Genomic DNA, 23,714 nt, shown 5'->3' with positions numbered 1-23,714 from the left:
ACCTTGATGCTCCCTGCTCTTCCGTGAAAACTCGTCCTTCCGCCATCCGTTGCTGACACCTTCCCGGTGAATATCCCTGTACATCCCTGAGCACCACTCTCCTTAGCGGTTCACATTCTCCGTCCTGGAGGTGTCCCTTATCTCATCCTGAGCTGTTCCCTGTTGCTTCATCGTTGAAGCCTATCCCTGTCGCTATCATCCTGACGGGTCCTGCTCAATCCATTGAGGACATCATCCTGATGTCATCCTGAATCCTGAGCATCCCTTCAATAACGATAATTTTGCCCGATTATCACGACTAAACAAGGTACCTGCGCAGATTATATGTCCCTGCTACGGGCGTTAATTTAGTGCAAAAGGTGCTAAGATCATGATCTGACATAATTTTACATTCTTAGGCGTTAACAGAATGTCAAAATCTTTGGCGATCTCGCACAGCTTTTGTAAGAGATCTCGCACGCCTCATGCAGCCATTAACGAATCAGCTAACGATAAGTGGCTGTAACGAAATAAGAAAATTCTTAAGAGAAGGCGCAATCACTTCACGGTTTTTCTTCCCCAGCTGTTCGAGAATCACTTCACCACTCAGATTACACACCGATATCACCTCCAGCTCCGAGTCGGTGGTGGCAATAAACAGCGTGGGCGACTGCTTTAAACGCCGTTTCATCAGCAGATGGCCGATCAGATTCTCCTGCACCCGAATAAAGTCCTCTTCGCTCCACGCCTGCAGCAGCGACAGCGCCAGACCGTCGCAGCTGGCCGCCATGTCGCCGGCAAACTGGGTGGTCCAGAACGCCGTCAGCGCCGGCTGCAGCTGCAGATCCAGCGCCCGTTCTACCGCCAGCAGATTCTGTGCCAGGGTAAAAGGCTGCGGCTGCCACCAGACGCTCTCCTGCTGCGTCTGCAGCACACAGGGTGAGGGAACCCCGGTCAACTCCGCGCTGGCAGGGGCGTGCCCGCGCTGCTGCTGCCAGAGACTGCAGTAACGTTCGGTAAAATCGCTTAATGCCTGGCCGGTTTCATCAATCATTCTTTTTTCACTCTTTGTATGCTGAGTTACACTAACCGCCTATTGTAGCCCGAACCCGCGTCGGGCTGACTGACCAATTTGCAACTGCGCCTGCCAGCTCAGGCAGTAAGGTAATACGATGTCTTCCTACGACAACCATCAGGCCCTTGACGGCCTGACGCTGGGTAAGCCCACAGAGTACCACGACCGCTACCAGCCGACGCTGCTGCAGGCGGTGCCGCGCAGCCTGAACCGCGAACCGCTGGGTCTGTTCCCGGATAACCTGCCCTTCAGCGGCGCCGATATCTGGACGCTGTACGAACTGTCATGGCTGAATGCGAAGGGTCTGCCGCAGGTGGCGGTGGCGGAGGTGAGCCTCGACGCCGCCAGCCGCAACCTGATCGAATCGAAAAGCTTTAAGCTCTACCTGAACAGCTTCAACCAGACTCCGTTTGCCGACTGGGGCGAGGTGCGCAGCACGCTGGAGCGCGATCTGAGCGCCTGCGCCGAGGGCGACGTCGCCGTCGCGCTGTTCCGCCTGCAGGAGATCGAAGGGCAGCCGATCGGCCACTTTAGCGGCCACTGCATCGACGAGCAGGATATCGCCATCGATAACTATCAGTTCAGTACCGACTATCTGCAGGATGCCACCGGGCAGGAAGTGGTCGAAGAGCAGCTGGTCAGCCATCTGCTGAAGTCCAACTGCCTGATTACCAACCAGCCCGACTGGGGATCGGTACAAATCAGCTACCGTGGCCCGCGTATTCAGCGTGAAGCGCTGCTGCGTTATCTGGTCTCATTCCGCCACCACAATGAGTTTCACGAACAGTGCGTGGAGCGCATCTTCAACGATATTCTGCGTTTCTGCCGGCCAGAAACGCTCAGCGTCTACGCCCGTTATACCCGGCGCGGCGGGCTGGATATCAATCCGTGGCGCACCAACGGCAGCTTCCGTCCGTCACGTTCACGGCTGGTACGTCAGTAAGCCTCATGGTTCACATCGTCAGCGATTGCCCACGCGGGGGAGTGTTTTTTTAGCGCCCGGAGCGCTAAGCTGATGACGGGCAACCAGAAAAGGGTGCCCAGGGATATTTTACCCCGCGGCTGCAGTCGCGGAGTTACCGATCACCCAGGCGGGTGTAAAGGAGTTCACTTGATTACTCAAATCAGCCCACTCGGCTCGATGGATCTGCTTTCTCAACTGGAAGTCGACATGCTGAAGCGCACGGCCAGCAGCGACCTCTACCAGCTGTTTCGTAACTGTTCCCTGGCCGTGCTTAACTCCGGAAGTCTGACCGACAGCAGCCATGAGCTGCTATCCCGCTTCGAAAGTTTTGATATCAACGTGCTGCGCCGCGAGCGCGGCGTCAAATTAGAGCTGATCAACCCGCCGGAAGAGGCGTTCGTTGACGGCCGCTTAATCCGCTCGCTGCAGGCCAACCTGTTTGCCGTACTGCGCGATATTCTGTTTGTGAACGGTCAGATCGACCACGCCGGGCGCTTCCAGCATCTCAACGTGGAAAACTCGGTGCATATCACCAACCTGGTGTTCTCTATTCTGCGCAACGCGCGGGCGCTGCACGTCGGCGAAGAGCCCAACACCGTGGTGTGCTGGGGCGGCCACTCGATCAACGCCGTGGAGTACCAGTACTGCCGCAGCGTCGGCGCCCAGCTCGGCCTGCGCGAGCTGAATATCTGTACCGGCTGCGGGCCGGGGGTGATGGAAGCGCCGATGAAAGGCGCCGCGGTGGGCCACGCCCAGCAGCGATACAAAGAGGGGCGTTTTATCGGCCTGACCGAGCCGTCAATTATCGCCGCCGAGCCGCCGAATCCGCTGGTCAATGAGCTGATCATTATGCCGGACATTGAGAAACGGCTGGAAGCCTTCGTGCGCATTGCCCACGGCATCATTATCTTCCCGGGCGGGGTGGGCACAGCAGAAGAGCTGCTCTACCTGCTGGGGATCCTGATGAACCCGCACAACCACGACCAGGTGCTGCCGCTGATCCTCACCGGGCCAAAAGAGAGCGCCGACTACTTCCGCGGGCTGGATGAGTTTATCGTCAGCACGCTGGGCGAAGCAGCCCGCGTTCACTACCGCATCATTATTGACGATGCGGCCGAAGTGGCACGTCTGATGAAAAAAGCGATGCCGAAGGTGAAAGAGTACCGCCGTGAAACCGGCGACGCCTACAGCTTCAACTGGGCGCTGCGCATTGCGCCGGACCTGCAGGTGCCCTTTATGCCCAGCCATGAAAATATGGCAAACCTCAACCTTTACCCGGATCAGCCCGCCGAGCAGCTGGCCGCCGCGCTGCGCCGCGCCTTCTCCGGCATCGTGGCCGGTAACGTGAAAGACGTCGGCATCCGCGCGATTAAAGAACAGGGGCCGTACAAGCTGCACGGCGATCCGCAGATGATGCGCCGCATGGACGAGCTGCTGCAGGGCTTTGTCGCCCAGCACCGCATGAAACTGCCCGGCAGCGCCTACATCCCCTGCTACGAAATCATCAAGTAACCTCACCCAGCGGCCCGCAGGGCCGCTCAGGGCCAACACTATGATCCATCTGTTAATTATTGACGCGCTGAACCTGATTCGGCGCATTCACGCGGTACAGGGCTCGCCCTGCCAGCAGGCATGCACTCACGCCGTGCAGCAGCTGTTGCTGCACACCGGGGCCAGCCATGCGGTGGCGGTGTTTGACGATGACGACCGCCGCGAAAGCTGGCGGCACAGGCTGCTGCCCGACTACAAAGCGGGGCGTTCGCCGATGCCGGACGCGCTGCACGACGAAATGCCGCTGCTGCGCGCGGCCTTCGCCACCCTTGGCGTGGCCAGCTGGCACTCGCCCGGCGATGAGGCGGATGACCTCGCCGCCACCCTCGCCTGCAAGGTTTCAGCAGCGGGGCATCAGGCAACCATCGTCTCGACCGATAAGGGCTACTGCCAGCTGCTGGCGGCCAACATTCGCATTCGCGACTACTTTCAAAAGCGCTGGCTGGACGTGCCCTTTATCGCCGATGAATTCGGCGTCGCGCCGCAGCAGCTTACCGACTACTGGGGGCTGGCCGGCATCAGCAGCAGTAAAATCGCCGGCGTCCCCGGCATTGGCGGCAAAAGCGCCGCGCAGCTGTTACAGCAGTTTGGCAGCCTGGACGCGATCTATGCACAGCTGGACCAGGTGCCGGACAAGTGGCGCAACCGGCTAAGCGGCGCGCAGCAGCAGGCAGTGATCTGTAAGCAGGTGGCGACGCTGAAAACAGATTTGGTGCTGGAAGGGAATCTGAAGGATCTGCGCCTGCCGGGTTAAGCTAAAGCATTAACGCTCGTCGCGCCGTCCTCCGACCGCACTCCAGATGCGGCGAATATGTACCGTCACCTCTTCGCGATCGTGATACAGCTGACGCGCCTGGATCTGCGCATTGATACCGCTGGCCTTCAGCTTCTCGTCGATCATCGCCAGGTTCTGCGACACCTCTTCGTAGCGCTTTTTCATCGGCAGCTTGAGGTTAAAAATGGCCTCACGGCACCAGCCGTTGACCAGCCAGTCGGCCATCAGGTTAGCCACGCGCACCGGTTTTTCCACCATGTCGCAGACCACCCAGTAGTTGTTATTGCGCGTCGGGCGATACTTAAAGCCGTCCTCACGCTGGTGGAACACCTGCCCGGTGTCCATCAGGCTCGGCGCCATCGGGCCGTTATCTACCGCGTTAACCATCATGCTGCGCTGCACCAGCTGATAGGTCCAGCCGCCAGGGCAGGCGCCGAGATCCACCGCCCACATGCCGCTGGCCAGACGTTCATCCCACTCATCCGCCGGGATAAACACGTGAAACGCCTCTTCCAGCTTCAGGGTCGAACGGCTGGGCGCGTCGGACGGGAACTTCAGCCGCGGGATGCCCATAAAGAACGGCGAGTTGTTGTGCGGCAGGGAGTAACCCACGTAGCAGTGGCCAGGCGCGATAAAGAATACGTGCACCACCGGACGCTTGTTGGTCTCATAGTTGAGCAGCACTTTTTCTTTACGCAGGGCGGCGCGCAGCGGCACGGTAAACTTGCGGCAGAACTTGAGCAGCTCTTTGCTCTCGTTGGTATCCGGCACTTCCACCCGCAGCTCACCCCCCTTCTCCACCGCGCCCACCAGCATGCCGGCCACCGGCGTGATGCGGTCCTCCGGCGGCAGGTCGCGCAGCAGCTCACCGACCACGATCATCTGGCGGGCGAAGATCAGCTGACTGTACGGCAGATCCTTCAGCAGCTTCTCGGCCTCACCGGGCTGATAGCATTCGAACAGCACGTAGGCCGAATCTTCTTTCACCCGGGCAAAGCCGAAAATCTGGTGTTCGGCGGCCTTAGCGGTGATCTCCGCCGCGCACTCTTTCTCAAAACCCTGACGGCAATACAGTAAAATTTTATTCATGGCGTTCTGCCCTTTTTTTCAGACGCAGAGCGCCAACCAACATCAAGATCCAGCCAACCAGCAGGCAGGTGCCGCCGATCGGAGTGATATAAACCCACAACTTCAGGTGTGACAGCGCCAGGCTGTAGAGGCTGCCGCTAAACAGCACCACGCCGAGCGCCAGAAAAGCGCTGCTCCAGTAAAACCAGATATTGGCCCGGCGCAGCATCACCGCGGCGGTACCGAGGATCGCCAGGGTGTGGATCGCCTGGTAATCCAGCCCGGTTTTCAGCCACGCCATTTCAGCGGGGCCGAGAGATTTACCCAGCACGTGGGCACCAAACGCGCCCAGCATGACGTAGAAAAAGCCGCTAATTGCGGCAAAAATTAACATTGCGCGACTGGACATGGTCCATATCCTCAATCAGGGCAGCCCTGCGGTCGGGGCTGGCGTCCATCGATCACTTAAGCGTCCGCCACGGGCAGCTTACTGCTCGTAGCGGAAGCGAAATTTTTCCTGTTCACTGGCGGCTTTGGCCAGGATCCACTGCCGGAAGGCGGCTATTTTACCGAGTTCTGCCTGACTGTCATGACAAACCAGATAAAAAGCATTCTTACTTACCAGCACGTCGTTAAACGGGCAGACCAGCCTGCCGGCTTCAATCTCCGTCTGCGCCATCACGTTATTGGCCAGCGCAATCCCCTGGCCGTGAATCGCCGCCTGCAGCACCATCGCGCTGTGGCTGAAGATTGGCCCCTGCTGCACGTTGATAGCGTTCAGCCCCAGCTGACGGGTATAGGCCTGCCAGTCACGGCGCGAGGCGTCATGCAGCAGCGTATGCTGGCTCAGCGCCGAGGGCGAGGTTAACGGCCGGTCGCCGGTTAACAGCATCGGCGAGCACACCGGCAGCAGATACTCGGCGTAGAGTTTTTCAACCCGCAGGCCCGGCCAGTTACCACGGCCATAGAAAATCGCTACGTCAACGTCATCAGCCAGCTTCATCTCTTCATCGCGGTCGACCGCCTGAATACGCACGTCAATGCCCGGATAATCCGCGTTGAAACTGGTCAGGCGCGGCACCAGCCACTGGATGGCGAAACTCGGCAGCAGGCTGACCGTAAGCGCTCCTTTGGCGCTGCGCGCCTGCAGCTTACGGGTGGCGTCGTTGAGCGCGGTAAAAATCTCTTTGATATCGAGATAGTAGCTCTGCCCCTCTTCGGTCAGCAGCAGCGAGCGGTTACGGCGACGAAACAGCTTAAGCCCGAGGAAATCCTCCAGCGACTTGATTTGGTGGCTGACCGCCGCCTGGGTAACAAACAGCTCTTCTGCCGCTTTGGTAAAGCTCAGATGACGCGCCGCGGCATCAAAAACCCGCAGGGCGTTAAGAGGGGGCAAACGTTTCGACATGATGGATGGGGTCTTTCCCGGCATAAGCGTTGCTTTACAACACCTGGTTACGTATTAGTTTTTTTTATTCGACACATTATAAATTGTCCGTTGAGGAACTGCCAGCAAATACCTATAGTTGCCGCACTTCCTGAGCCGGAACGAAAAGTTTTTGAGGATTGGGTATTAACGTACTGAATCTTTGGCACTTTTGGCTTGTGGGCGTGATGTTGTGTTTGCAATTGACCTGACGATTTTCGGGTCCGGTAGCGTAAGCGACCTTTTATTCCTGTAGATTTACCCTGTCTGTCCATAGTAAATTCTTAGTAGCACCGCTTTTTGCGGTGCTTTTTTTTGCCTGACGTTTACTGGTCCATCTCCGCCATCTCTTTCACATCCGAACGGTTGATCTGCTGCATGTTGCCACTGGCGTCTTTATAGCCGATCATTCCGGTGTCGTTATCCACCGACGGCTTGCCTTTGGCGACGATGGTGCGACCATCATTGGTGTGCATCACGTAGTTGCTGGAGCAGGCGGCCAGAGTAAAGGTCATGGCACAGGCGGCGATTACGGCAGCGATCATTTTCATCTTAAATCTCCTTGCAGATAAATGGGCGTTAATCCCCCGCAGGCGGTTGACCCTGCGCCCCCGGGCAGTAAAAATGCCTGTAACGGGCGGCTTTGTTTTGCGGGTAATGGCATAACGCTGACCTTTTTTAGCATAACGCGCTTTTTTCGCTTTGCCAGAAAGCGACACTGAATTCAGCCTGGTCCTAAAAAACCGGCACTGCCCCGCCCTGATGAGGAGAGTATGACGTCTTTTAACCCCGCGCTGTTCCGCCAGCAGTTTCCGGCGCTCGCCGAAGCCGGCTGCTACCTCGACAGCGCCGCCACCGCGCTAAAACCCCAGGCGGTGATTGACGCCAGCGAACAGTTTTATCGCCTGAGCGCCGGCACCGTTCACCGCAGCCAGTTTGCTGCCGCCCGCCGTCTGACCGAACGCTACGAGAACGCCCGTGACCAGGTGGCCCGCCTGCTGAACGCCGCCGATGCACACGCCGTGGTCTGGACCAAAGGCACCACCGAAGCGATCAACCTGGTGGCACAAAGCTGGCTGCGTCCGCGTCTGCGGCCGGGCGATGAGATTGTCGTCAGCGAAGCGGAACACCATGCCAACCTGGTGCCCTGGCTGATGGTCGCCGAACAGTGCGGCGCGCGGGTGGTGAAGTGGCCGCTGGGCGACGATCGCCTGCCGGATATCCGCCTGCTGCCCGCGCTGCTGAACAACCGTACCCGCCTGCTGGCGGTGAGCCAGATGTCTAACGTCACCGGCGGCTGCCCGGATCTGCCGCAGGCCATCGCCCTTGCCCACGCCGCAGGTGCCAGCGTAATGGTGGACGGCGCACAGGGCGTCGTGCACGGCCCGCCCGACCTGCAGGCTCTGGACGTGGATTTCTATGCGTTCTCCGCCCACAAGCTGTACGGCCCGATGGGCACCGGTGCACTGGTGGCGAAACCGGAGCGGCTGAATGAGATGGTGCCGTGGCAGGGAGGCGGAAAGATGCTGACTGAGGTCAGCTTTGAAGGCTTTACCGCGCAGGCTGTGCCCTGGTGCTTTGAAGCAGGAACCCCCAACGTCGCGGGGGTGATTGGCCTGAGCGCCGCACTCGAGTGGCTGGCAGACGTGGATATCGCGGCTGCCGAGCGCTGGAGTTGCGATCTTGCCAGCCTGGCCGACGCCCGGCTGAGCGCTCTGCCCGGCTACCGCAGCTTCCGCGTCGGCGAGTCCAGCGTGCTGGCGTTTGATATTGCCGGTGTGCACCACAGCGATGTGGTCACGCTGCTGGCGGAAAGTGGCGTGTCGCTGCGCGCCGGCCAGCACTGTGCTCAGCCGCTGCTGGCGGCGCTGGGGGTCAGCGGCACGCTGCGCGCCTCTTTTGCCCCCTATAATTCCCTTGAAGACGTGGACGCGCTGGTCGCGGCCATGACCACCGCACTTGACCTGTTGGCAGACTGAATCATGAACCTGATAGCCCCTCATCCGTTTGGCAGCGAGATTACCCGCGACGCGCTGCTGCAACAGTTTTCCGCTTTTCACCAGTGGGAAGATCGCTACCGCCAGCTGATCCTGCTGGGTAAAAAGCTGCCCGCGCTGGCAGATGAACTTAAAGAGCGGGATATTGAGCTGAGCGGCTGTGAAAACCGCGTCTGGCTGGGGCATCAGCGCCTGGCAGACGGTCGGCTGCATTTTTATGGCGACAGCGAGGGCCGCATCGTGCGCGGCCTGCTGGCGGTGCTGCTGGTGGCGGTGGAGGGGCAAACCCCGCAGCAGCTGGCGGCGGAGGACCCGCTGGCGCTGTTTGACCAGCTGGGTTTAAAAGCGCAGCTGAGCGCCTCACGCAGCGCCGGATTACAGGCGCTGGCTGAAGCGGTATTAAAAATGGCTAATCACCAAAAGTGAATGTTGCACTACCGGAAGGACAAATCTGAAAATAGTTAGCCTCCCGGCGATGATAATCCGAACGGCTGCGGTCGTTTACGACTTTGTCGCGAATGCTGTCGGTACATAAAGGGTTGCGCGACGCACGTTCCCGGTTAGCTTTAATGCTCCAGCTCTGATTATCCTTTTCCCGCTGCTGATACTGTTCCAGGGAGCGGGCTATTTCCCGGGCGTTCCAGCGCCCCTCTGGCTTGCCGCCTGCGCCAGGAGGAGGCAACGGTGCGGAATGACCCGCTGGATTTTTCGCGTTCCAGCTGGCAGGATCTTCAGGCTGCCAGTGGAAAGTGGGACCAGCCGCAGAAACGACAGCAGGTATGATGATTCCGATGATAATGATGAGTCGCGTTTTCATAAATCACCTGCGGGGAGGGTAAACTTAGCCACCACTCTGCGCCGGATATACTCAATCTGAAATCAATCAACGCGTGCAACCGCGGACTTTTGTGCGCTTGCGTTCGCCTTCGCCATCATCTTCTTCAGCACGTGTGACACGGCGACAAAACCAAAGGTCGCGGTAACCATGGTGGCCGCGCCAAACCCGGCTGCACAGTCCATCCGTTTCGGGCCTTCAGCGGTACTGCGTGAGGCGCACACCGTGCCGTCCGGCTGGGGATACATCAGCGCTTCGGTGGAAAACACGCAGTCGATACCCAGCTTGCCCTTGCTGTTTTTCACGATCTTAAAATCGTTTTTCAGCCGTTCGCGCAGCTTAGCCGCCAGCGGATCCTGAATGGTTTTCGCCAGATCGGCCACCTGAATCTGCGTCGGATCGATCTGCCCGCCCGCACCGCCGGTGGTCACCAGCGGCACCTTATTACGCCGGCACCAGGCCAGCAGCGCCGCTTTTGGCCGCACGCTGTCGATGGCATCAATCACGTAGCTGAACCCCTGGTTCATCAGCTCAGCGGTGTTATCCGGGGTGATAAAGTCGTCGACGCAGGTCACCCGGCACTCCGGGTTGATCTCGCGGATACGGGCGGCCATCACCTCGGTTTTCGCCTGGCCGACGTTATCCTTCAGCGCGTGGATCTGACGATTGGTATTGGTGACGCAGACGTCATCCATATCAATCAGGGTGATGGCACCGATACCGGTACGCGCCAGGGCTTCGGCGGCCCAGGAGCCGACGCCGCCGATGCCGACCACGCAAACGTGCGCGTCGGCAAACAGCTGCAGCGCGTCCTGACCATACAAACGCCCGGTGCCGCCAAAGCGTTGCCGCCAGGCGTCAGAAAGAACCGTCATGCACTATTCCTCGAAGAAAACGAAGGGCCACCTGGGTGGCCCGGAGAAAAATTACTGGCTGGCGAGCAGCGCGCCCTGCGCGTCACGCGGCACGGCGGCGGAAGAGAACAGCGGCGTACCGGCTCCCGGTGCGGTTTTCAGTACCCACACGCGGCCATAATGGTTAAACCAGCCCGCCATATGCCCGGCGTCCGGGCCGATGCCCTGGTAGATGTCAAAGTGCTGGCCTTTAATGGCCCCGCCGACGTCCAGCGCCACCATCATGCGCATCTCATATTTTCCGGTAAATTTACCGTTGTTGTCCAGCAGCGGGATCTCCGCCAGCAGCGTGGTCCCCGCCGGGATCAGTGACCGGTCAGAGGCCACCGACGCTTTGGCAATCAGCGGCACCGCGCTGGCCCCGCGCACCGGCGCAAAGTTCTCCGGCTTAAAGAACACGAACGACGGGTTCTGCTCCAGCAGCTCGCGCACCTCCGCTTCGCTGTGCTTCAGGCCCCACTCGCGGATCGCCTGCATCGACATATCTTCACGCTTCACTTCGCCACGATCGATCAGCACCTTACCGATGCTGCGATAGGCGTGGCCGTTCTTGCCGCCGTAGCCGAAGAAGGTCAGCGGCCGGCCGTCGCCGAAGTCCACATACCCGCTGCCCTGCACGTCCATAATAAAGTTATCCATCAGCGAATTGCTGTAGCCGGCAATATAGCGGTCACCCAGCGCACCGCTGTAAATCTGCGCGCGGCTCGGCAGCTGCTTGCCACGCGGACGCGGCGGCATGCGGTAGAGCGGATACTGGAACTCACCCTGGCGGGTGTAACGCGCCTGCAGCACCGGCGTATAATAGCCGGTAAACTGCACGTTGCCGTAGTTGTCAGCCCCTTCCATCTGGTAGGCATTCAGACCGAACTCCCGCAGCTGGCGGGTATCGCCGCCGGCCATCAGCCAGCTCTGCACCGCGCTGAAGGTGCTTACCTGGCGAGAGTAGAGACCGGATGAGCTGCTGCGGACCTGTTGTACCTGGTCGGCATAGTCTTTGCCGTTCACCGGGCGGCCTTTCGCGTTAGGCTGATTGACCAGGCCCAGCGGCTGCTCCAGCTTGCCATCCTTATACTGCTGCCCACGGTCGGTGGGTTTAGAGGAACATGCCGCCAGCAGCGCCAGCAGCGAACCGGTCAGTAAAACTTTAGCCCAACGTCCTTTCATACCTTTATCTACCCTTAACCGGAAATAAGCGAAATCTGCTGCGAAGATAGCAAAGCCGCCCTGAGAATAAAACGTGCGCCACCGCTGCGCGACGGCATTTGTGCAACAATCCAGCGCCTCGCTTAAAAAATGCGTCATCAGGATGATTTTAGCCACTTATCTGCAGAAAGGGGTTGCAAGAAAACTCATCAGGCGTATAGTGCGCATCCACGGACGCGGGATGGAGCAGCCTGGTAGCTCGTCGGGCTCATAACCCGAAGGTCGTCGGTTCAAATCCGGCTCCCGCAACCAATTCACCGCAGTCTGGTGAAGCAGTAAAAGATAGTGTCGTGATGGAAGCGACAAACCACGCGGACGCGGGATGGAGCAGCCTGGTAGCTCGTCGGGCTCATAACCCGAAGGTCGTCGGTTCAAATCCGGCTCCCGCAACCAATTTGCCGCAGTGGTCAGTAGTAAAAAGCGTTTACGGACGCGGGATGGAGCAGCCTGGTAGCTCGTCGGGCTCATAACCCGAAGGTCGTCGGTTCGAATCCGGCTCCCGCAACCAATTTAACACCCTGATGGGTGTTTTTTTGTTTCTGGCGTTTGTAAAACCGTTGAACAAGCGGAACATCGTCCGCTTCTCCCCTGTAATCCTCTGCAAATACCCCTGAAACCGTTACCGGTGCGGGCTGAGCGATGCGCCGTTAGCAAAGTACGCCTTAATCCCGGCCAGAATTGACTCCGCCACCTGCTGCTGAAAGCGCGAGGTGCGCAGCTTACGCTCCTCTTCCACGTTACTGATAAACGCGGTTTCCACCAGAATTGACGGAATATCCGGCGCCTTCAGCACCGCAAAGCCGGCCTGATCCACCGAGCGCTTGTGCAGATGGTTAATATGGCCCATCCGTGACAGCACCTCTTTACCAAACTTCAGGCTGTCGTTGATGGTCAGGCTCTGCACCATATCAAACATGGTGCTGTCGAGATAGCGGTCGCCGCTCATGCTGACGCCGCCGATCAGATCTGATTCGTTCTGCGTCTGCGCGAGGAAGCGGGCGGCGGTGCTGGTCGCCCCTTTGGTCGAGAGCGCAAACACCGAAGAGCCGCGCGCGGCACGGCTGGTAAACGCGTCGGCGTGGATCGAAATAAACAGATCGGCGCGCTGTTTACGCGCCTTCGCCACCCTGACCTTCAGCGGAATAAACACGTCTTCGTTGCGGGTCATATAGGCGCGCATGTTGGGCTGTTTATCGATCAGCGCCTTCAGCCGCCGGCCAATTTTCAGCACCACGTCCTTCTCACGCGTTTTATGCTTGCCCACCGCGCCGGAATCTTCCCCGCCGTGCCCGGGGTCGATCATGATCACGATCGGCCGATCGCGCCCGGCTTTGCCCGGCAGCGGCGCGGCGGCCGGCTGGTCACGCTCCAGATCGCCCTTGTTGTAATTTTCCAGCAGTGCCAGCAGCGGATCGTCGCTCTGTTTGTTCTGCGCCGGATAGAGATCCAGCACCAGGCGGTTGTTGATCCCGGCCACCGGGGCAAGGGTAAACACCTTCGGCGAGACATTCTGCTTCAGTTCCAGCACCAGCCGCACGGTGCGGGCATCGAACTGGCCGACGCGGGCGTTTTTAATATAGGGATCGTCCTGACGTACCAACTTACCAATGCCCTTTAGCGTGTGGTTAAGCTGAATATCTTCTATATCTACCACCACCCGATCGGGATGGCTGAGCGCAAACTGCCTGTATTTTAACGGCCTGCCTGACTCAATGGTCAGGCGTGAGTAGGTCGAGGAGGGCCAGAGGCGGATCGCCACCACGTGGCTGCCTGCGGCCATCCCCACCCCACTCACGCTGAGCAGCAGGCCGGCACCTGCGCCCTGTAACAGCCGTCGTCGGCTGAGAAAAGTTGAATCAGACATGCCACTCCAGATGCGCTAAAACGCGTAATAAAAAGCCAATTGAGACAAATTTGTAAAAACTTTAGCGAAAGCGCCGCCGGGTGTCACCCGGAAAAAGCGAATAAATGCAGTAAATTAGCATTACAGTTTCACGGTAACGGGTGATAATTAAGGAAAAATGTCGCTTGCACCCGACCCCATAAAAGAATAAAAATACATATTTACCGAATAATCATGCAAAGAGGGTTTGCCGTGAAGGAACGCAGTACCGAGCTGGTTCAGGGTTTTCGTCATACCGTTCCCTACATTAACGCCCACCGTGGTAAGACGTTTGTCATTATGCTGAGTGGCGAAGCCATTGAGCATGAGAACTTCTCCAGCATCGTCAACGATATCGGCCTGCTGCACAGTCTCGGCATCCGTCTGGTGGTGGTTTACGGTGCCCGCCCGCAGATCGATGCCAGCCTTTCCGAGCGCCATCTTGAGCCTGTTTATCACAAATATACCCGCGTCACCGACGCGCAGTCGCTGGAGCTGGTCAAGCAGGCCGCCGGCCGGCTGCAGCTGGATATTACCGCCCGCCTGTCGATGAGCCTGAGCAATACGCCGCTGCAGGGCGCGCATATTAATGTGATCAGCGGTAACTTTATCATCGCCCAGCCGCTGGGCGTCGACGACGGCGTCGATTACTGCCACAGCGGCCGCATTCGTCGCATCGATGAAGAGGCGATCCACCGTCAGCTCGACAGCGGCGCGATCGTGCTGCTGGGGCCGGTGGCGGTATCGGTGACCGGTGAAAGCTTTAACCTGACCTCCGAAGAGGTGGCCACCCAGCTGGCGATCAAGCTGAAGGCCGAGAAGCTGATCGGCTTCTGCTCCGAGCAGGGCGTCACCAACCGCGAAGGGCGGATCGTTTCCGAGCTGTTCCCTAACGAGGCGCAGCAGCGCATCGACGAGCTGGAAAACGACGATGACTACCACTCCGGCACCGTGCGCTTCCTGCGCGGCGCGGTGAAGGCCTGCCGCAGCGGCGTGCGCCGCAGCCATCTGATCAGCTACCAGGAGGACGGCTCGCTGCTGCAGGAGCTGTTCTCACGCGACGGTATCGGTACCCAGATCGTGATGGAGAGCGCCGAGCAGATCCGCCGCGCCACCATTAACGACATCGGCGGCATTCTGGAGCTGATCCGCCCGCTGGAGCAGCAGGGGATCCTGGTGCGCCGCTCGCGGGAACAGCTGGAGATGGAGATCGACAAGTTCACCATTATCGAACGCGATAACCTGACCATCGGCTGCGCCGCGCTCTATACCTTCCCGGAAGAGAAGATCGGCGAGATGGCCTGCGTGGCGGTGCATCCGGATTACCGCAGCTCGTCGCGCGGTGAAGCGCTGCTGGAGCGCGTGGCGCTGCAGGCGCGGCAGATGGGGCTGAAAAAGCTGTTCGTGCTGACCACCCGCAGCATCCACTGGTTCCAGGAGCGCGGCTTCAAGCCGGTTGACGTCGAACTGCTGCCGGAAAGCAAAAAGCAGCTGTATAACTACCAGCGCCGCTCCAAGGTGCTGATGGTCGACCTGCGCGAAAACAGCGAGCATATCCGCCAGAGCTGACGCCACCGCAGCACTACGCCTGCAACCCGCGGCCCGGTAAATACCGGGCCGCGGACTTCTGATCGGCTAACACACTCAACGCTCCGCCATCAGCTATCAGCCATCAGCCATTACGCCGATTCATCGTGCCCGTCAGTTGCCAGCGCTATCGTTTCCGGCACCAGCGTATTCAGCCGCTCTACCAGCCCGCTACGCCGCTGCGTGCGCACCTTCACCGCCGCGTTAAATACCGCAGCGTCGCTGTACAGCGTCAGCTGCTGCTTCGCACGGGTGATGGCGGTATAGACCAGTTCGCGGGTCAGTACCGGCGTCATCTGCCCCGGCAGTACCATCAGCGTGTGTTCAAACTCCGAGCCCTGCGATTTATGCACGGTCATGGCATAAGCCGTCTCGTTGGGCGGCAGGCGGCTGGGCTGTACCGGCTTGATGCTGCCGTCCGGCAGCGGGAAGAACACCTTCAGCTCCTGTTCCGCGTTGCGCATCGCGATGCCGATATCGCCGTTAAACAGCCCCAGCGCACGATCGTTGCGGGCGATCATCACCGGCCGCCCGACGTACCAGCGGCCGTTGGCCGCCAGGTTGCGGTGGATCAGCCCGGCGCGCGCCAGCGACGCCTCAATGCGCTCGTTGAGGCCGGAGACGCCAAACGGCCCCTCGCGCAGCGCACACAGCAGCTGAAAGCGCGAGAAGGCCGCCAGCACCTCGCCCGGCGCGGCTCCGGCGGCCAGCAGCTGCAGATAGCCGCGATAGCCGGCCACGCAGTCGGCCAGCAGCTGCTGGTAGTGCTGCGCATCGTTCAGAGGCTGCAGGCGGATATCGCTCAGCCCGGCGGTGAACACCCGGCCCGCCCCGGCGGCATCCCCGGCGTTCACCGCCCGCGCCAGCTGGCCAATCCCCGAGCCGGCGGTAAAGCGGTAGCTGGTGCGCAGCAGGCAGATCATATCGCGCACCGGCGAGGCGAGAGGGTCTTCCACGCCCTGCACCTCACAGCCGGTGATACGGCTCAGTTCGGCGGCGCGCTGCGGGCTGTAGCCCTGTTCGGCGCAGCGGCAGATATCGCCGAGCACCGCGCCGGCCTCCACCGAGGCGAGCTGATCGCGGTCGCCGAGGAAAATCACCCGCGCCTGCGGCGGCAGCGCGGCTATCAGGTGCGCCAGCATCGGCAGGTCAACCATTGAGGCCTCATCCACCACCAGCACGTCAAGGTGCAGCCGGTTGCCGGCGTGGTAGCGCATGCGCTGGCTGCCCGGCAGCGCGCCGAGCAGCCGGTGCAGGGTGGTGGCTTCGGCCGGAAAACGCTGGCGCACCGCTGGCTCCAGTTCCAGCGCCTGCAGGGTTTTGCCCAGCGACTCGGTCAGCCGCGCGGCCGCTTTGCCGGTCGGCGCGGCCAGCTCAATGCGCAGGCCGGCGGGGGACAGCTCGATCAGGCTGGCCAGCACCCGCGCCACGGTGGTGGTTTTACCGGTGCCCGGCCCGCCGGAGATCACCGACACCTGGCGGGTCAGCGCCACCGCGGCGGCGATTTTCTGCCAGTCGCCCGGCTCGCGGCCAAAGTAGCGGTCCAGCGTGCGGCCAAGCGCCGCTTCATCCACGGCCCAGTGCTGCTGGCGCTGGATAAAGCGCGCCACGTCACCTTCGCTCTGCCACATACGGTGCAGGTAGAGGCGTTCGTTGTGCAGCACCAGCGGCGTGGCATCGCCGCCGTCACCCACCGCCGTCTCGGCCAGCAGCAGCGCCTGCCAGTCGGCAGGCTCCCCCGCCGCCAGGCATAACTCCTGCGCCAGCTGCGGGTGCCGCCCGTCAAACAGCGCGGCGGGCCGCAGCTGCGCCAGCGGCAGGCAGACGTGCCCTTCGCCGGCATCGCGACTGACCAGCGCCGCCGCCAGCATCAGCGCCGGTCGGCTGTCGTCGGCCAGCATGCGGGCAAACTGCACGTCCAGCGCGCGCAGCAGGCGCTGGCGGCAGGCCAGATCTAACAGGTCGGCCATGCTCATCGTGCCGTCTCCTCATCGCCACGGAACAGCTGGTCCAGCGCCTCAACAAAGCTCAGCTCAGGGCGGGCGGTGAAGATGCCGTGGCTGCCCTCTTCGCCGTCCAGCCCACGCAGGAACAGATAAATCACCCCGCCAAAGTGCTGCCGGTAGTCATAGTCCGGCAGGCGGTGGCGCAGGTAGCGGTGCAGCGCCAGGGTATAGAGCTGATACTGCAGATCGTAACGGTGCGACTGCATCGCCTGGGCCATAGCCGGCTGGGTGTAGGCGCTCTGGTCCTCACCCAGCCAGTTAGATTTGTAGTCCAGCAGGTAGTATTTGCCCTGCCAGCAGAACACCAGGTCGATAAAGCCCTTCAGCATGCCCTGCACCTGGTGAAACTCCAGCGGCGGCGTCCCGGCCGACAGCGGATCCTGACGCACCAGCGCATCGAGCGCGCCGGCGGTAAGCAGCCTGGAGATCGGCAGGTAGAACTGCAGCTCAACGCGGCAGGCTTCCGGCGACAGCTGATTCAGGCTGACCCCGCTCTCATTTAACGGGGTCTGCAGAATGCGGCTCAGCCAGTCGCGCATCACCGGCAGCCACTCCTCGCTCAGCCCCTGGCCCTGCAGCTGCTCCAGCAGCCAGACGTCATCCAGCGGGGCGGTGAAGTCGATCGCCTCAAACAGGCCGTGCAGGAAAGTGCCGGGTGCCGCACCGCGCGGGAAGCTGTGCGGCGTCAGCTGCCGGGCGCTCTCCGGCTGCGCTTCGCCGACCGCATCGACGTCAAACCGCGGCAGCAGATCCAGCGTCTGCGCCGCACCGTGCTGCTGCAGGCCGGAGTAGCTGGTCACCCGCCAGTCGTCGCGTAAGGCACGCGGCAGCGGCAGGCAGCGCAGGTTTTCCGGCGCTTCAGCTTCCGGCTGGAAGCGCGGTGCGTCGCTGCCCGCAGCGTCAGCCAGCGCGGTATGCTCACACTGCATCGCCGCCAGCAGCGCCTGCAGCGTGGCGGCATCCGCCGCTTCCCCACGCTGTAACAGCCAGCCCAGCGCGCTGCGGTGCAGATCGCTGGCCCCCTCTTTTTTACGCGTTCCCTTTACCAGCGGGGCCACCCCGACGCTGCAGTGATACACCGACCGCGTCAGCGCCACGTACAGCAGGCGCAGATCTTCGGCCAGCCGCTCCTGCTCGGCCAGCGCTGCGCTCTCCTCGTCCGGCTGCAGGTCGAGCAGCGCGGCAAAGGTCTGCCGGTCATGGTAAACGGCGCTGTCGGCCTCGCGGAAGTTGGCGACAAACGGCAGCCACACCAGCGGATACTGCAGCCCTTTGGATTTATGGATGGTAACAATCTGCACCAGATGGCGGTCGCTCTCCAGCCGCAGCTGCTGATTCGCCACCTGGCCGTCGGGCTGCTCCAGCTGCTGCGCCAGCCAGCGTACCAGCGCGTGTTCGCTGTCGAGCCCGGCCGCCGCCTCCTGCAGCAGCTCGCCGAGGTGCAGCAGGTCGGTCAGCCGGCGTTCACCGCCCTCCGAAGCCAGCAGATTCTCGGCCATCTGCCGCTTCAGCATCAGCTCACGCAGCATCGGCAGCACCCCACGCTTCAGCCAGCGCTGGCGATAGTGGTCAAACTCGTCCACCAGCCGATCCCAGGCGCGTTCGTCGCGGCCCAGCTGGTCCAGCGTCAGCGCATCGAAACCAAACAGGCTGCTGGCCAGCGCGGTGCGCAGCGTGCGCTCCTGCTCCGGGTTCAGCACCGCCTGCAGCAGCCACAGCAGCTCACGCGCTTCGTTCGAGGTAAACACGCTGTCGCGGTTCGACAGATACACCGACGGGATCGCCAGCCGCTGTAGCGCATCGCGCATCACCGCGGCTTCGCCACGGCTGCGCACCAGAATGGTAATATCCGACGCCCGCAGCGGCTGCTGGCTGCCGGTTTTGCCGATCAGCGCCAGCCCCTGCTGGCCCGCCGCCAGCCACTGGCTGATTTCAGCGGCGCAGCAGCGGGCCATCGCCTGCTGATAGTCGCTGACCCCGACGCCTTCGCCGGGCTGCAGCCACAGCTTCAGCGCCGGCTGCTCCACGCCGTCAACGGTGAAGCTCAGCCGCTGATTGGGTTCCGCCGCGCTGACCGCGATAAACGGGATTTCGTTAAACAGAAACGGCTGTGGCAGGCGCGCAAACAGCTGATTGACGCTACTGACCATCGCCGGCGAGGATCGCCAGTTGGTCTGCAGCGTGTAGTGGGCGCTAACTTCGGTGCGGGCGCGCATATAGGTAAAGATGTCGGCGCCGCGAAAGGCGTAGATAGCCTGCTTCGGATCGCCGATCAGCAGCAGCGCGCTCTCCGGCTGGCGAACGTACAGCCGGTGAAAGATGCGGTACTGCTGCGGGTCGGTGTCCTGAAACTCATCGATCAGCGCCACCGGATAGCGCTGCCGGACGGCGGCGGCCAGCGCCTCACCGGCGGGCTGCTGCAGCGCGGCGTCAAAGCGCCCGAGCAGATCGTCAAAGCCGAGCTGCGCGTGCAGGCGTTTTTCCTGCTGGGTGATGCGGCGAATGTCGCTCAGCGCGCGGGCAATCAGCAGGTCTTCCAGCGTGCGCGGCTGCGCGAGGAAGTCGTCGATCTGCGCAAACAGCGCGTGGCGCGGCGCTTCGCCTTTTTTAGTCTTGTCGCTAAGCATCTGCTGGCCGAAGCGCTCGAGATCTTTCGGCACCGCATAGTCGAGAGTATCGCTTTGCGCCCACAAGGTGATTTTTTCCAGCCACGCAGGTAAGTGCTTACTACTGTAGCTGCGCCGGTCAACGCCGGAAGCCTCAATCAGCGCCTGCAGATCGCCCGCCGCCAGCCACGCCGCCTTGATCGCCGCAATGCGGCTGATAATCTGCTGGTGCCGCTGCTCCAGCGTTTCATCCGGGTGCGGCGCCGAGCGCAGAGTCGGTGCTTCACCGTTCAGCCATGGCGACAGCGTTTTCAGCAGCGCGTCCGGCCCGGACCACAGCTCGCGCACCGCGGCGGCCACCGGCAGCGGCAGCGGATAGCAGTGGCGACGCCAGAAGTCGGCCGCCGCGCGACGGCGCAGCGGCGTTTCATCTTCGATCAGCTGCTGCTCAAACATCATGCCGGACTCAAAGGCGTTCAGATTAAGCATACGCTGGCAGAAGCCGTGAATGGTGAAAATGCCGGCGTCATCCATCTGCCGCTCGGCGGCCAGCAGCATTGCCGCCGCCTGCGACAGATCGGCGACGCCCGCCATCAGCTCGCGCAGCATCGGGTTGGCGCTGTCGCCGCGCACGCAGGCGATGCGCAGTTCGTGGATATTGGCGCGGATGCGCCCGCGCAGTTCGGCGGTGGCGGCCTCGGTAAAGGTCACCACCAGAATCTCCTCCACGGTCAGCGGCCGCCCGTACGCCGCGTCTCCGCCCAGCCCCAGCAGCAGGCGCAGATAGAGCAGCCCGATGGTAAAGGTTTTACCGGTGCCTGCAGAGGCTTCAATCAGCCGTTCACCTCGCAGCGGCAGGCTTAACGGTTGCAGCGGGCTGGCGGGCTGGCTCATGGCTTATCCTGAATCACCGGGAACGACTGCTGCAGCGTCGACAGATCTTTCCAGGTGGTCCAGCCCGGTGCCACCGCGTAGTCCGCTTTGCCGTGATGGCTGCCGGAGATCTGCGACAGCAGCGCCAGGCCGTTCGGGGCGATTACCGCCTGGTGGAAGAAGTCGGCCAGAGCGGCAGGCGTCAGCTGTTGCACCTGGGCAATCACCTTCTCACGGGTGTCAAAACGGTAATTTTCCCGGCTGAAATCCTTGCTGAAGCGCCCGGCCTCTTCATCCAGCGTCTGCGGGCGCTGTTTCAGCTCGTTGATCATCGCCGCCTGATACTGGGCGAAGTCCTCTTTTTTCATTTCACGCAGCCGTTTTTCCGCCGTCGGGTAGAACGCCTGGAAACGGGTTAACAGGTATGCCGGCTGTTTGACGTTGCTCTGCAGCAGGAAACCGATCCCCCACTGGCGGCCGACCGGCATCTGGAAGGCGAATACCGCATAGCCCAGCTGCTCTTCGGTGCGCAGCTGGTTGTAGAACCACGGCTGAATAATCTGGCTGAGCAGCGCGCTGCTGGCCATGCTCTGATGCTCGCCATAGCCGGTCGGCACGTAGACTGCCGCCAGCGCGGAGTCGGTGCTGCTGCCGGCTTTTTCCAGATTGGCCCGCTTAAGCTGGTCCACCACCACTTCGTTGTTGTGCCACCAGCGCTCACCGGAACAGTTGAGCTGATTTTTCACCTCATCGGCCAGCGTGGTGACCGCTTCCGGGGTCATGTTGCCCACCACCAGCAGTTCCGGGGCGGCTTTTTCCAGCAGCATTTTGCGGTAGTCCGCCAGCTGCTGCAGCGTAACGGTTGGCACAATCTTACGGCGTTCACTGCGCTGGGTGTACGGCAGGCGCGACAGCAGCTGCGCAGGCTGGATCGCCAGCTCAAACGCTTTGCCCTTTTCGGCGGCGTCCAGCCGCTCGATATACCAGGATTTAGCCTGCTCCAGCTGCTGCCCGGTAGGCGTGAAACGGGTGTAGCCGGCAATCAGCTGGTTCATCAGCTTCGGCAGGCGCTGGGTAAAGCCGCTGGCGCTGAAGGTCACCCCGTCATTTTCACCGGTCGAGAAGCTGATGCCGCCCACCGACGCCTGTGAGCTCAGTTCATCCAGCGCCACGCCGGCCAGATAATCATTGAGGGCAAACAGCACCTGGTTCTGCGCGCTGTTCATCGCCTGCTCATTGCGCAGCGACAGGGTGATGCTGGCCTTCGGCTCATCGGCGTAGTACTGGCTGGGCATGTAGAACACCCGCAGCCCCGGCTTGTTGACCAGCTCCTGCGGGCGATCGTAGCCGTGCGCCGGTTTAATCAGGCTGAAATCATCGGGAATGTAGGGGTTGAGCACCGGCAGCGACAAAGTGATTTTGTCGCTTTCCGCCTGCCACTGGCTGAAGGTCTTCGCGCTGATTTTGTCCACCTGATAAGGGGCGTCAACAAAGTAAGCGGTTTTGTTGTGCGGCTCCTGCGGGCTGATATACCAGATACGTGCGTTCTGCGGCGTCATGCCGTCCAGCCGCGCTTTAATCGCCTGCGGGTCGTAGCGGTCGGCAATATAGGAAGCATCCAGCGTGTGCTCAACCGGTACGCGCAGCATGGTATCCACCAGCCACTCGATGTAGTCCATATCACGGGTAATCGACGGGTAGCGGAAGTCCAGGTCGAGCACGTGGGCCACTTCATCGAAGTAACGTTTATCAATGCCGCCGTCGCGCAGGGTCTTCAGGTAGCTGAACACCGCCGCCACGACCCGATCGCGGTTGGCCTGGCCTTTGTCGGTCAGCGAGACGGCAATCGAGAAGATACCGCCGTTGCGGTCAATCATCGGATCGGCCCCGCCGCTGACCGAGTCGGCCAGCCCCTGGCTCTGCAGCCAGTCCGACAGGGTGTTTTTGCTGCGGTTGCCGATCAGGTAGCCGATCAGCGTGTCGGTTTTGCTGCGGAACTTATCGCTGTTATTTTCAATGCGGAATTCGATCTTCAGCTGCTTGCGCGGCTGGGCCGGCACGTAGTGGATCACAATGCCTTTCTGCTGGTCGGTCACCACCGGTACGTCGATCGCCGGCACGGTAGCGTTGTGGCTGGCGACGCGGCCAAAGGTGGCGACGGCAATCTTCTGCAGCTCCGCCAGCGGCTTGTTGCTGTAGATCACCGCTTTCATCAGGTTGGCCGAGTAGTAACGCTGGTAGAAATCCTGCAGCGCATCGTGCAGCTTGCTGCCGGGTTTATCGCGCAGCGTCTCCAGGTTGCCGCCGGCGAACAGCGAGCTCGGGTGCTGCGGGTTAAGCGTTTCCGCCCCCACCTGCGCCATGCGCAGGCCGTCACGCGAACGGGCCATGGTCAGCTCGGCGTTGACCGCGTTACGTTCGCGGTCGGCGTTAACCGGGTCGAGCAGCGGCTCGGCGATGGCGTCCGCCAGCCGGTCGGCGGCCGGTTGCAGGGCGTCATTTTCCACTTCCAGATAGAAGGCGGTACGGTAAGGCGCGGTACTGGCGTTATGGCTACCGCCGTGCTTTTTGAGGAATTCGGCGAGGTTATCCGGCTCCGGGTAGCGTTTGGAGCCCATCAGCACCATATGTTCAAGGTAGTGTGCCAGCCCCTGCTGGTTGCGCGGGTTTTCCAGCGAGCCGACCGGCAGCGCCAGCGCCGCCAGCGACTTGGTGGCCAGCGTGTCGGACACCAGCAGCACGGTCATGCCGTTATCCAGACGGATCGCCTGATACTGGCGCGGATCTTTTTCGCTTTTATGAATGGTTTCCGCGATGGGCTGCCAACCGTTCTCCGCCATACTCAGCGGGCTGAACAGAGCTACTGAGACAAAACAAGCTAACCAGACTGCATAACGACGCATTCAGACTCCTCAACACATGCTACTAATAACGTTATAAAATAACACTACAGGATAGTCTCCTGCTTGTCCC

General features: G+C 61.2%; 18 protein-coding genes and 3 tRNA genes. 9 read left to right on the top strand and 12 right to left on the bottom strand.

Annotated features, from left to right (window positions below):
* Nucleotides 1-481: 481 nt before the first annotated feature.
* Nucleotides 482-1,033 (bottom strand): SecY-interacting protein, encoded by a 552-nt coding sequence (syd, locus tag GKQ23_RS05725; RefSeq protein WP_212410002.1) that lies wholly within the window; start codon nucleotides 1,031-1,033, stop codon nucleotides 482-484.
* A 118-nt stretch (nucleotides 1,034-1,151) separates the two neighbouring features.
* On the opposite strand from syd, the gene queF reads away from it, so the two are divergent.
* The 3 genes from queF (at nucleotide 1,152) to xni (ending at nucleotide 4,323) form a co-directional block, all read left to right on the top strand.
* On the top strand, nucleotides 1,152-1,997 hold the full coding sequence (queF, locus tag GKQ23_RS05720; RefSeq protein ID WP_212410001.1) for an NADPH-dependent 7-cyano-7-deazaguanine reductase QueF: 846 nt from the start codon (nucleotides 1,152-1,154) through the stop codon (nucleotides 1,995-1,997).
* Between the two features lie 168 nt (nucleotides 1,998-2,165).
* Entirely contained in the window at nucleotides 2,166-3,530 is a 1,365-nt protein-coding gene (gene ppnN / locus GKQ23_RS05715) for a nucleotide 5'-monophosphate nucleosidase PpnN (protein WP_056232066.1), read from the top strand.
* Between the two features lie 40 nt (nucleotides 3,531-3,570).
* Nucleotides 3,571-4,323: a flap endonuclease Xni gene (gene xni, locus GKQ23_RS05710; protein WP_212410000.1), complete on the top strand. Its 753-nt coding sequence runs from the start codon at nucleotides 3,571-3,573 to the stop codon at nucleotides 4,321-4,323.
* A gap of 9 nt (nucleotides 4,324-4,332) precedes the next feature.
* On the opposite strand, the gene rlmM is transcribed toward xni, so the two are convergent.
* The 4 genes from rlmM to GKQ23_RS05690 all read right to left on the bottom strand — a co-directional run bounded on the left by rlmM (nucleotide 4,333) and on the right by GKQ23_RS05690 (nucleotide 7,389).
* Nucleotides 4,333-5,433 carry a 23S rRNA (cytidine(2498)-2'-O)-methyltransferase RlmM gene (rlmM, locus tag GKQ23_RS05705; protein WP_101505310.1) on the bottom strand — a complete coding sequence of 367 codons (1,101 nt, stop codon included), beginning with the start codon at nucleotides 5,431-5,433 and terminating at the stop codon, nucleotides 4,333-4,335.
* On the bottom strand, nucleotides 5,426-5,821 hold the full coding sequence (locus tag GKQ23_RS05700; protein WP_056232058.1) for a DUF423 domain-containing protein: 396 nt from the start codon (nucleotides 5,819-5,821) through the stop codon (nucleotides 5,426-5,428). Before GKQ23_RS05700 ends, rlmM begins: the two co-directional genes overlap by 8 nt.
* Before the next feature lie 78 nt (nucleotides 5,822-5,899).
* Nucleotides 5,900-6,820 (bottom strand): transcriptional regulator GcvA, encoded by a 921-nt coding sequence (locus GKQ23_RS05695; protein WP_212409999.1) that lies wholly within the window; start codon nucleotides 6,818-6,820, stop codon nucleotides 5,900-5,902.
* Nucleotides 6,821-7,164: 344 nt separating this feature from the next.
* The gene (locus GKQ23_RS05690) at nucleotides 7,165-7,389 is read right to left on the bottom strand and encodes a YgdI/YgdR family lipoprotein (RefSeq protein ID WP_212409998.1); all 225 of its coding nucleotides are present in this window, start codon (nucleotides 7,387-7,389) and stop codon (nucleotides 7,165-7,167) included.
* 222 nt (nucleotides 7,390-7,611) lie between these two features.
* On the opposite strand from GKQ23_RS05690, the gene csdA reads away from it, so the two are divergent.
* Complete coding sequence (gene csdA, locus GKQ23_RS05685) at nucleotides 7,612-8,817, top strand: cysteine desulfurase CsdA (RefSeq protein ID WP_212409997.1); 1,206 nt, start codon at nucleotides 7,612-7,614, stop codon at nucleotides 8,815-8,817.
* 3 nt (nucleotides 8,818-8,820) lie between these two features.
* Nucleotides 8,821-9,261, top strand: coding sequence for a cysteine desulfurase sulfur acceptor subunit CsdE (csdE, locus tag GKQ23_RS05680; RefSeq protein WP_212409996.1), 441 nt, complete (start codon nucleotides 8,821-8,823; stop codon nucleotides 9,259-9,261).
* On the opposite strand, the gene GKQ23_RS05675 is transcribed toward csdE, so the two are convergent.
* From GKQ23_RS05675 to mltA, 3 genes are all read right to left on the bottom strand, one after another.
* Nucleotides 9,245-9,652, bottom strand: a complete 408-nt coding sequence (locus GKQ23_RS05675; RefSeq protein ID WP_212409995.1) for a hypothetical protein — start codon at nucleotides 9,650-9,652, stop codon at nucleotides 9,245-9,247. The genes csdE and GKQ23_RS05675 overlap by 17 nt on opposite strands.
* Nucleotides 9,653-9,714: 62 nt before the next feature.
* Nucleotides 9,715-10,545, bottom strand: coding sequence for a tRNA cyclic N6-threonylcarbamoyladenosine(37) synthase TcdA (gene tcdA, locus GKQ23_RS05670; protein ID WP_212409994.1), 831 nt, complete (start codon nucleotides 10,543-10,545; stop codon nucleotides 9,715-9,717).
* Nucleotides 10,546-10,596: 51 nt separating this feature from the next.
* Nucleotides 10,597-11,748 carry a murein transglycosylase A gene (gene mltA, locus GKQ23_RS05665; protein WP_056232044.1) on the bottom strand — a complete coding sequence of 384 codons (1,152 nt, stop codon included), beginning with the start codon at nucleotides 11,746-11,748 and terminating at the stop codon, nucleotides 10,597-10,599.
* Between the two features lie 214 nt (nucleotides 11,749-11,962).
* Here mltA and GKQ23_RS05660 point away from each other — a divergent pair.
* The 3 genes from GKQ23_RS05660 to GKQ23_RS05650 all read left to right on the top strand — a co-directional run bounded on the left by GKQ23_RS05660 (nucleotide 11,963) and on the right by GKQ23_RS05650 (nucleotide 12,295).
* Nucleotides 11,963-12,039, top strand: a tRNA-Met gene (locus GKQ23_RS05660).
* 64 nt (nucleotides 12,040-12,103) lie between these two features.
* A tRNA-Met gene (locus GKQ23_RS05655) sits at nucleotides 12,104-12,180 on the top strand.
* 38 nt (nucleotides 12,181-12,218) lie between these two features.
* A tRNA-Met gene (locus GKQ23_RS05650) sits at nucleotides 12,219-12,295 on the top strand.
* 111 nt (nucleotides 12,296-12,406) lie between these two features.
* Here the strand turns inward: GKQ23_RS05650 and amiC are convergent.
* Nucleotides 12,407-13,651, bottom strand: a complete 1,245-nt coding sequence (gene amiC / locus GKQ23_RS05645) for an N-acetylmuramoyl-L-alanine amidase AmiC (RefSeq protein WP_101505312.1) — start codon at nucleotides 13,649-13,651, stop codon at nucleotides 12,407-12,409.
* Between the two features lie 213 nt (nucleotides 13,652-13,864).
* Between amiC and argA the strand changes: the two genes are divergently transcribed.
* Nucleotides 13,865-15,238: an amino-acid N-acetyltransferase gene (gene argA, locus GKQ23_RS05640; protein WP_162237176.1), complete on the top strand. Its 1,374-nt coding sequence runs from the start codon at nucleotides 13,865-13,867 to the stop codon at nucleotides 15,236-15,238.
* 110 nt (nucleotides 15,239-15,348) lie between these two features.
* Here argA and recD read toward each other — a convergent pair whose 3' ends face one another.
* From recD to ptrA, 3 genes are read right to left on the bottom strand one after another with little or no spacing between them, the layout of a single operon-like run.
* Entirely contained in the window at nucleotides 15,349-17,226 is a 1,878-nt protein-coding gene (gene recD, locus GKQ23_RS05635; protein ID WP_371820094.1) for an exodeoxyribonuclease V subunit alpha, read from the bottom strand.
* A 2-nt stretch (nucleotides 17,227-17,228) separates the two neighbouring features.
* The gene (gene recB, locus GKQ23_RS05630) at nucleotides 17,229-20,762 is read right to left on the bottom strand and encodes an exodeoxyribonuclease V subunit beta (RefSeq protein ID WP_212409992.1); all 3,534 of its coding nucleotides are present in this window, start codon (nucleotides 20,760-20,762) and stop codon (nucleotides 17,229-17,231) included.
* Nucleotides 20,759-23,644, bottom strand: coding sequence for a pitrilysin (gene ptrA / locus GKQ23_RS05625; RefSeq protein WP_101505314.1), 2,886 nt, complete (start codon nucleotides 23,642-23,644; stop codon nucleotides 20,759-20,761). The genes recB and ptrA overlap by 4 nt, the downstream gene beginning before the upstream one ends.
* Nucleotides 23,645-23,714: the final 70 nt, after the last annotated feature.

Origin of the sequence: Erwinia sp. E602 (assembly GCF_018141005.1) — a bacterium.
GTDB lineage: Bacteria > Pseudomonadota > Gammaproteobacteria > Enterobacterales > Enterobacteriaceae > Erwinia.
This window is presented reverse-complemented; position numbering and strand designations above follow the sequence as displayed.

Excerpts from the sequence above, each read along its gene's own strand:
- tcdA (WP_212409994.1), bottom strand. The coding sequence starts at position 10,545 with ATGACGGTTCTTTCTGACGCCTGGCGGCAACGCTTTGGCGGCACCGGG.
- csdA (WP_212409997.1), top strand. The coding sequence starts at position 7,612 with ATGACGTCTTTTAACCCCGCGCTGTTCCGCCAGCAGTTTCCGGCGCTC.
- GKQ23_RS05700 (WP_056232058.1), bottom strand. The coding sequence starts at position 5,821 with ATGTCCAGTCGCGCAATGTTAATTTTTGCCGCAATTAGCGGCTTTTTC.
- GKQ23_RS05695 (WP_212409999.1), bottom strand. The coding sequence starts at position 6,820 with ATGTCGAAACGTTTGCCCCCTCTTAACGCCCTGCGGGTTTTTGATGCC.
- csdE (WP_212409996.1), top strand. The coding sequence starts at position 8,821 with ATGAACCTGATAGCCCCTCATCCGTTTGGCAGCGAGATTACCCGCGAC.
- recD (WP_371820094.1), bottom strand. The coding sequence starts at position 17,226 with ATGGCCGACCTGTTAGATCTGGCCTGCCGCCAGCGCCTGCTGCGCGCG.
- xni (WP_212410000.1), top strand. The coding sequence starts at position 3,571 with ATGATCCATCTGTTAATTATTGACGCGCTGAACCTGATTCGGCGCATT.
- amiC (WP_101505312.1), bottom strand. The coding sequence starts at position 13,651 with ATGTCTGATTCAACTTTTCTCAGCCGACGACGGCTGTTACAGGGCGCA.
- argA (WP_162237176.1), top strand. The coding sequence starts at position 13,865 with ATGCAAAGAGGGTTTGCCGTGAAGGAACGCAGTACCGAGCTGGTTCAG.
- recB (WP_212409992.1), bottom strand. The coding sequence starts at position 20,762 with ATGAGCCAGCCCGCCAGCCCGCTGCAACCGTTAAGCCTGCCGCTGCGA.
- ptrA (WP_101505314.1), bottom strand. The coding sequence starts at position 23,644 with ATGCGTCGTTATGCAGTCTGGTTAGCTTGTTTTGTCTCAGTAGCTCTG.
- rlmM (WP_101505310.1), bottom strand. The coding sequence starts at position 5,433 with ATGAATAAAATTTTACTGTATTGCCGTCAGGGTTTTGAGAAAGAGTGC.
- GKQ23_RS05675 (WP_212409995.1), bottom strand. The coding sequence starts at position 9,652 with ATGAAAACGCGACTCATCATTATCATCGGAATCATCATACCTGCTGTC.
- queF (WP_212410001.1), top strand. The coding sequence starts at position 1,152 with ATGTCTTCCTACGACAACCATCAGGCCCTTGACGGCCTGACGCTGGGT.
- syd (WP_212410002.1), bottom strand. The coding sequence starts at position 1,033 with ATGATTGATGAAACCGGCCAGGCATTAAGCGATTTTACCGAACGTTAC.
- GKQ23_RS05690 (WP_212409998.1), bottom strand. The coding sequence starts at position 7,389 with ATGAAAATGATCGCTGCCGTAATCGCCGCCTGTGCCATGACCTTTACT.
- mltA (WP_056232044.1), bottom strand. The coding sequence starts at position 11,748 with ATGAAAGGACGTTGGGCTAAAGTTTTACTGACCGGTTCGCTGCTGGCG.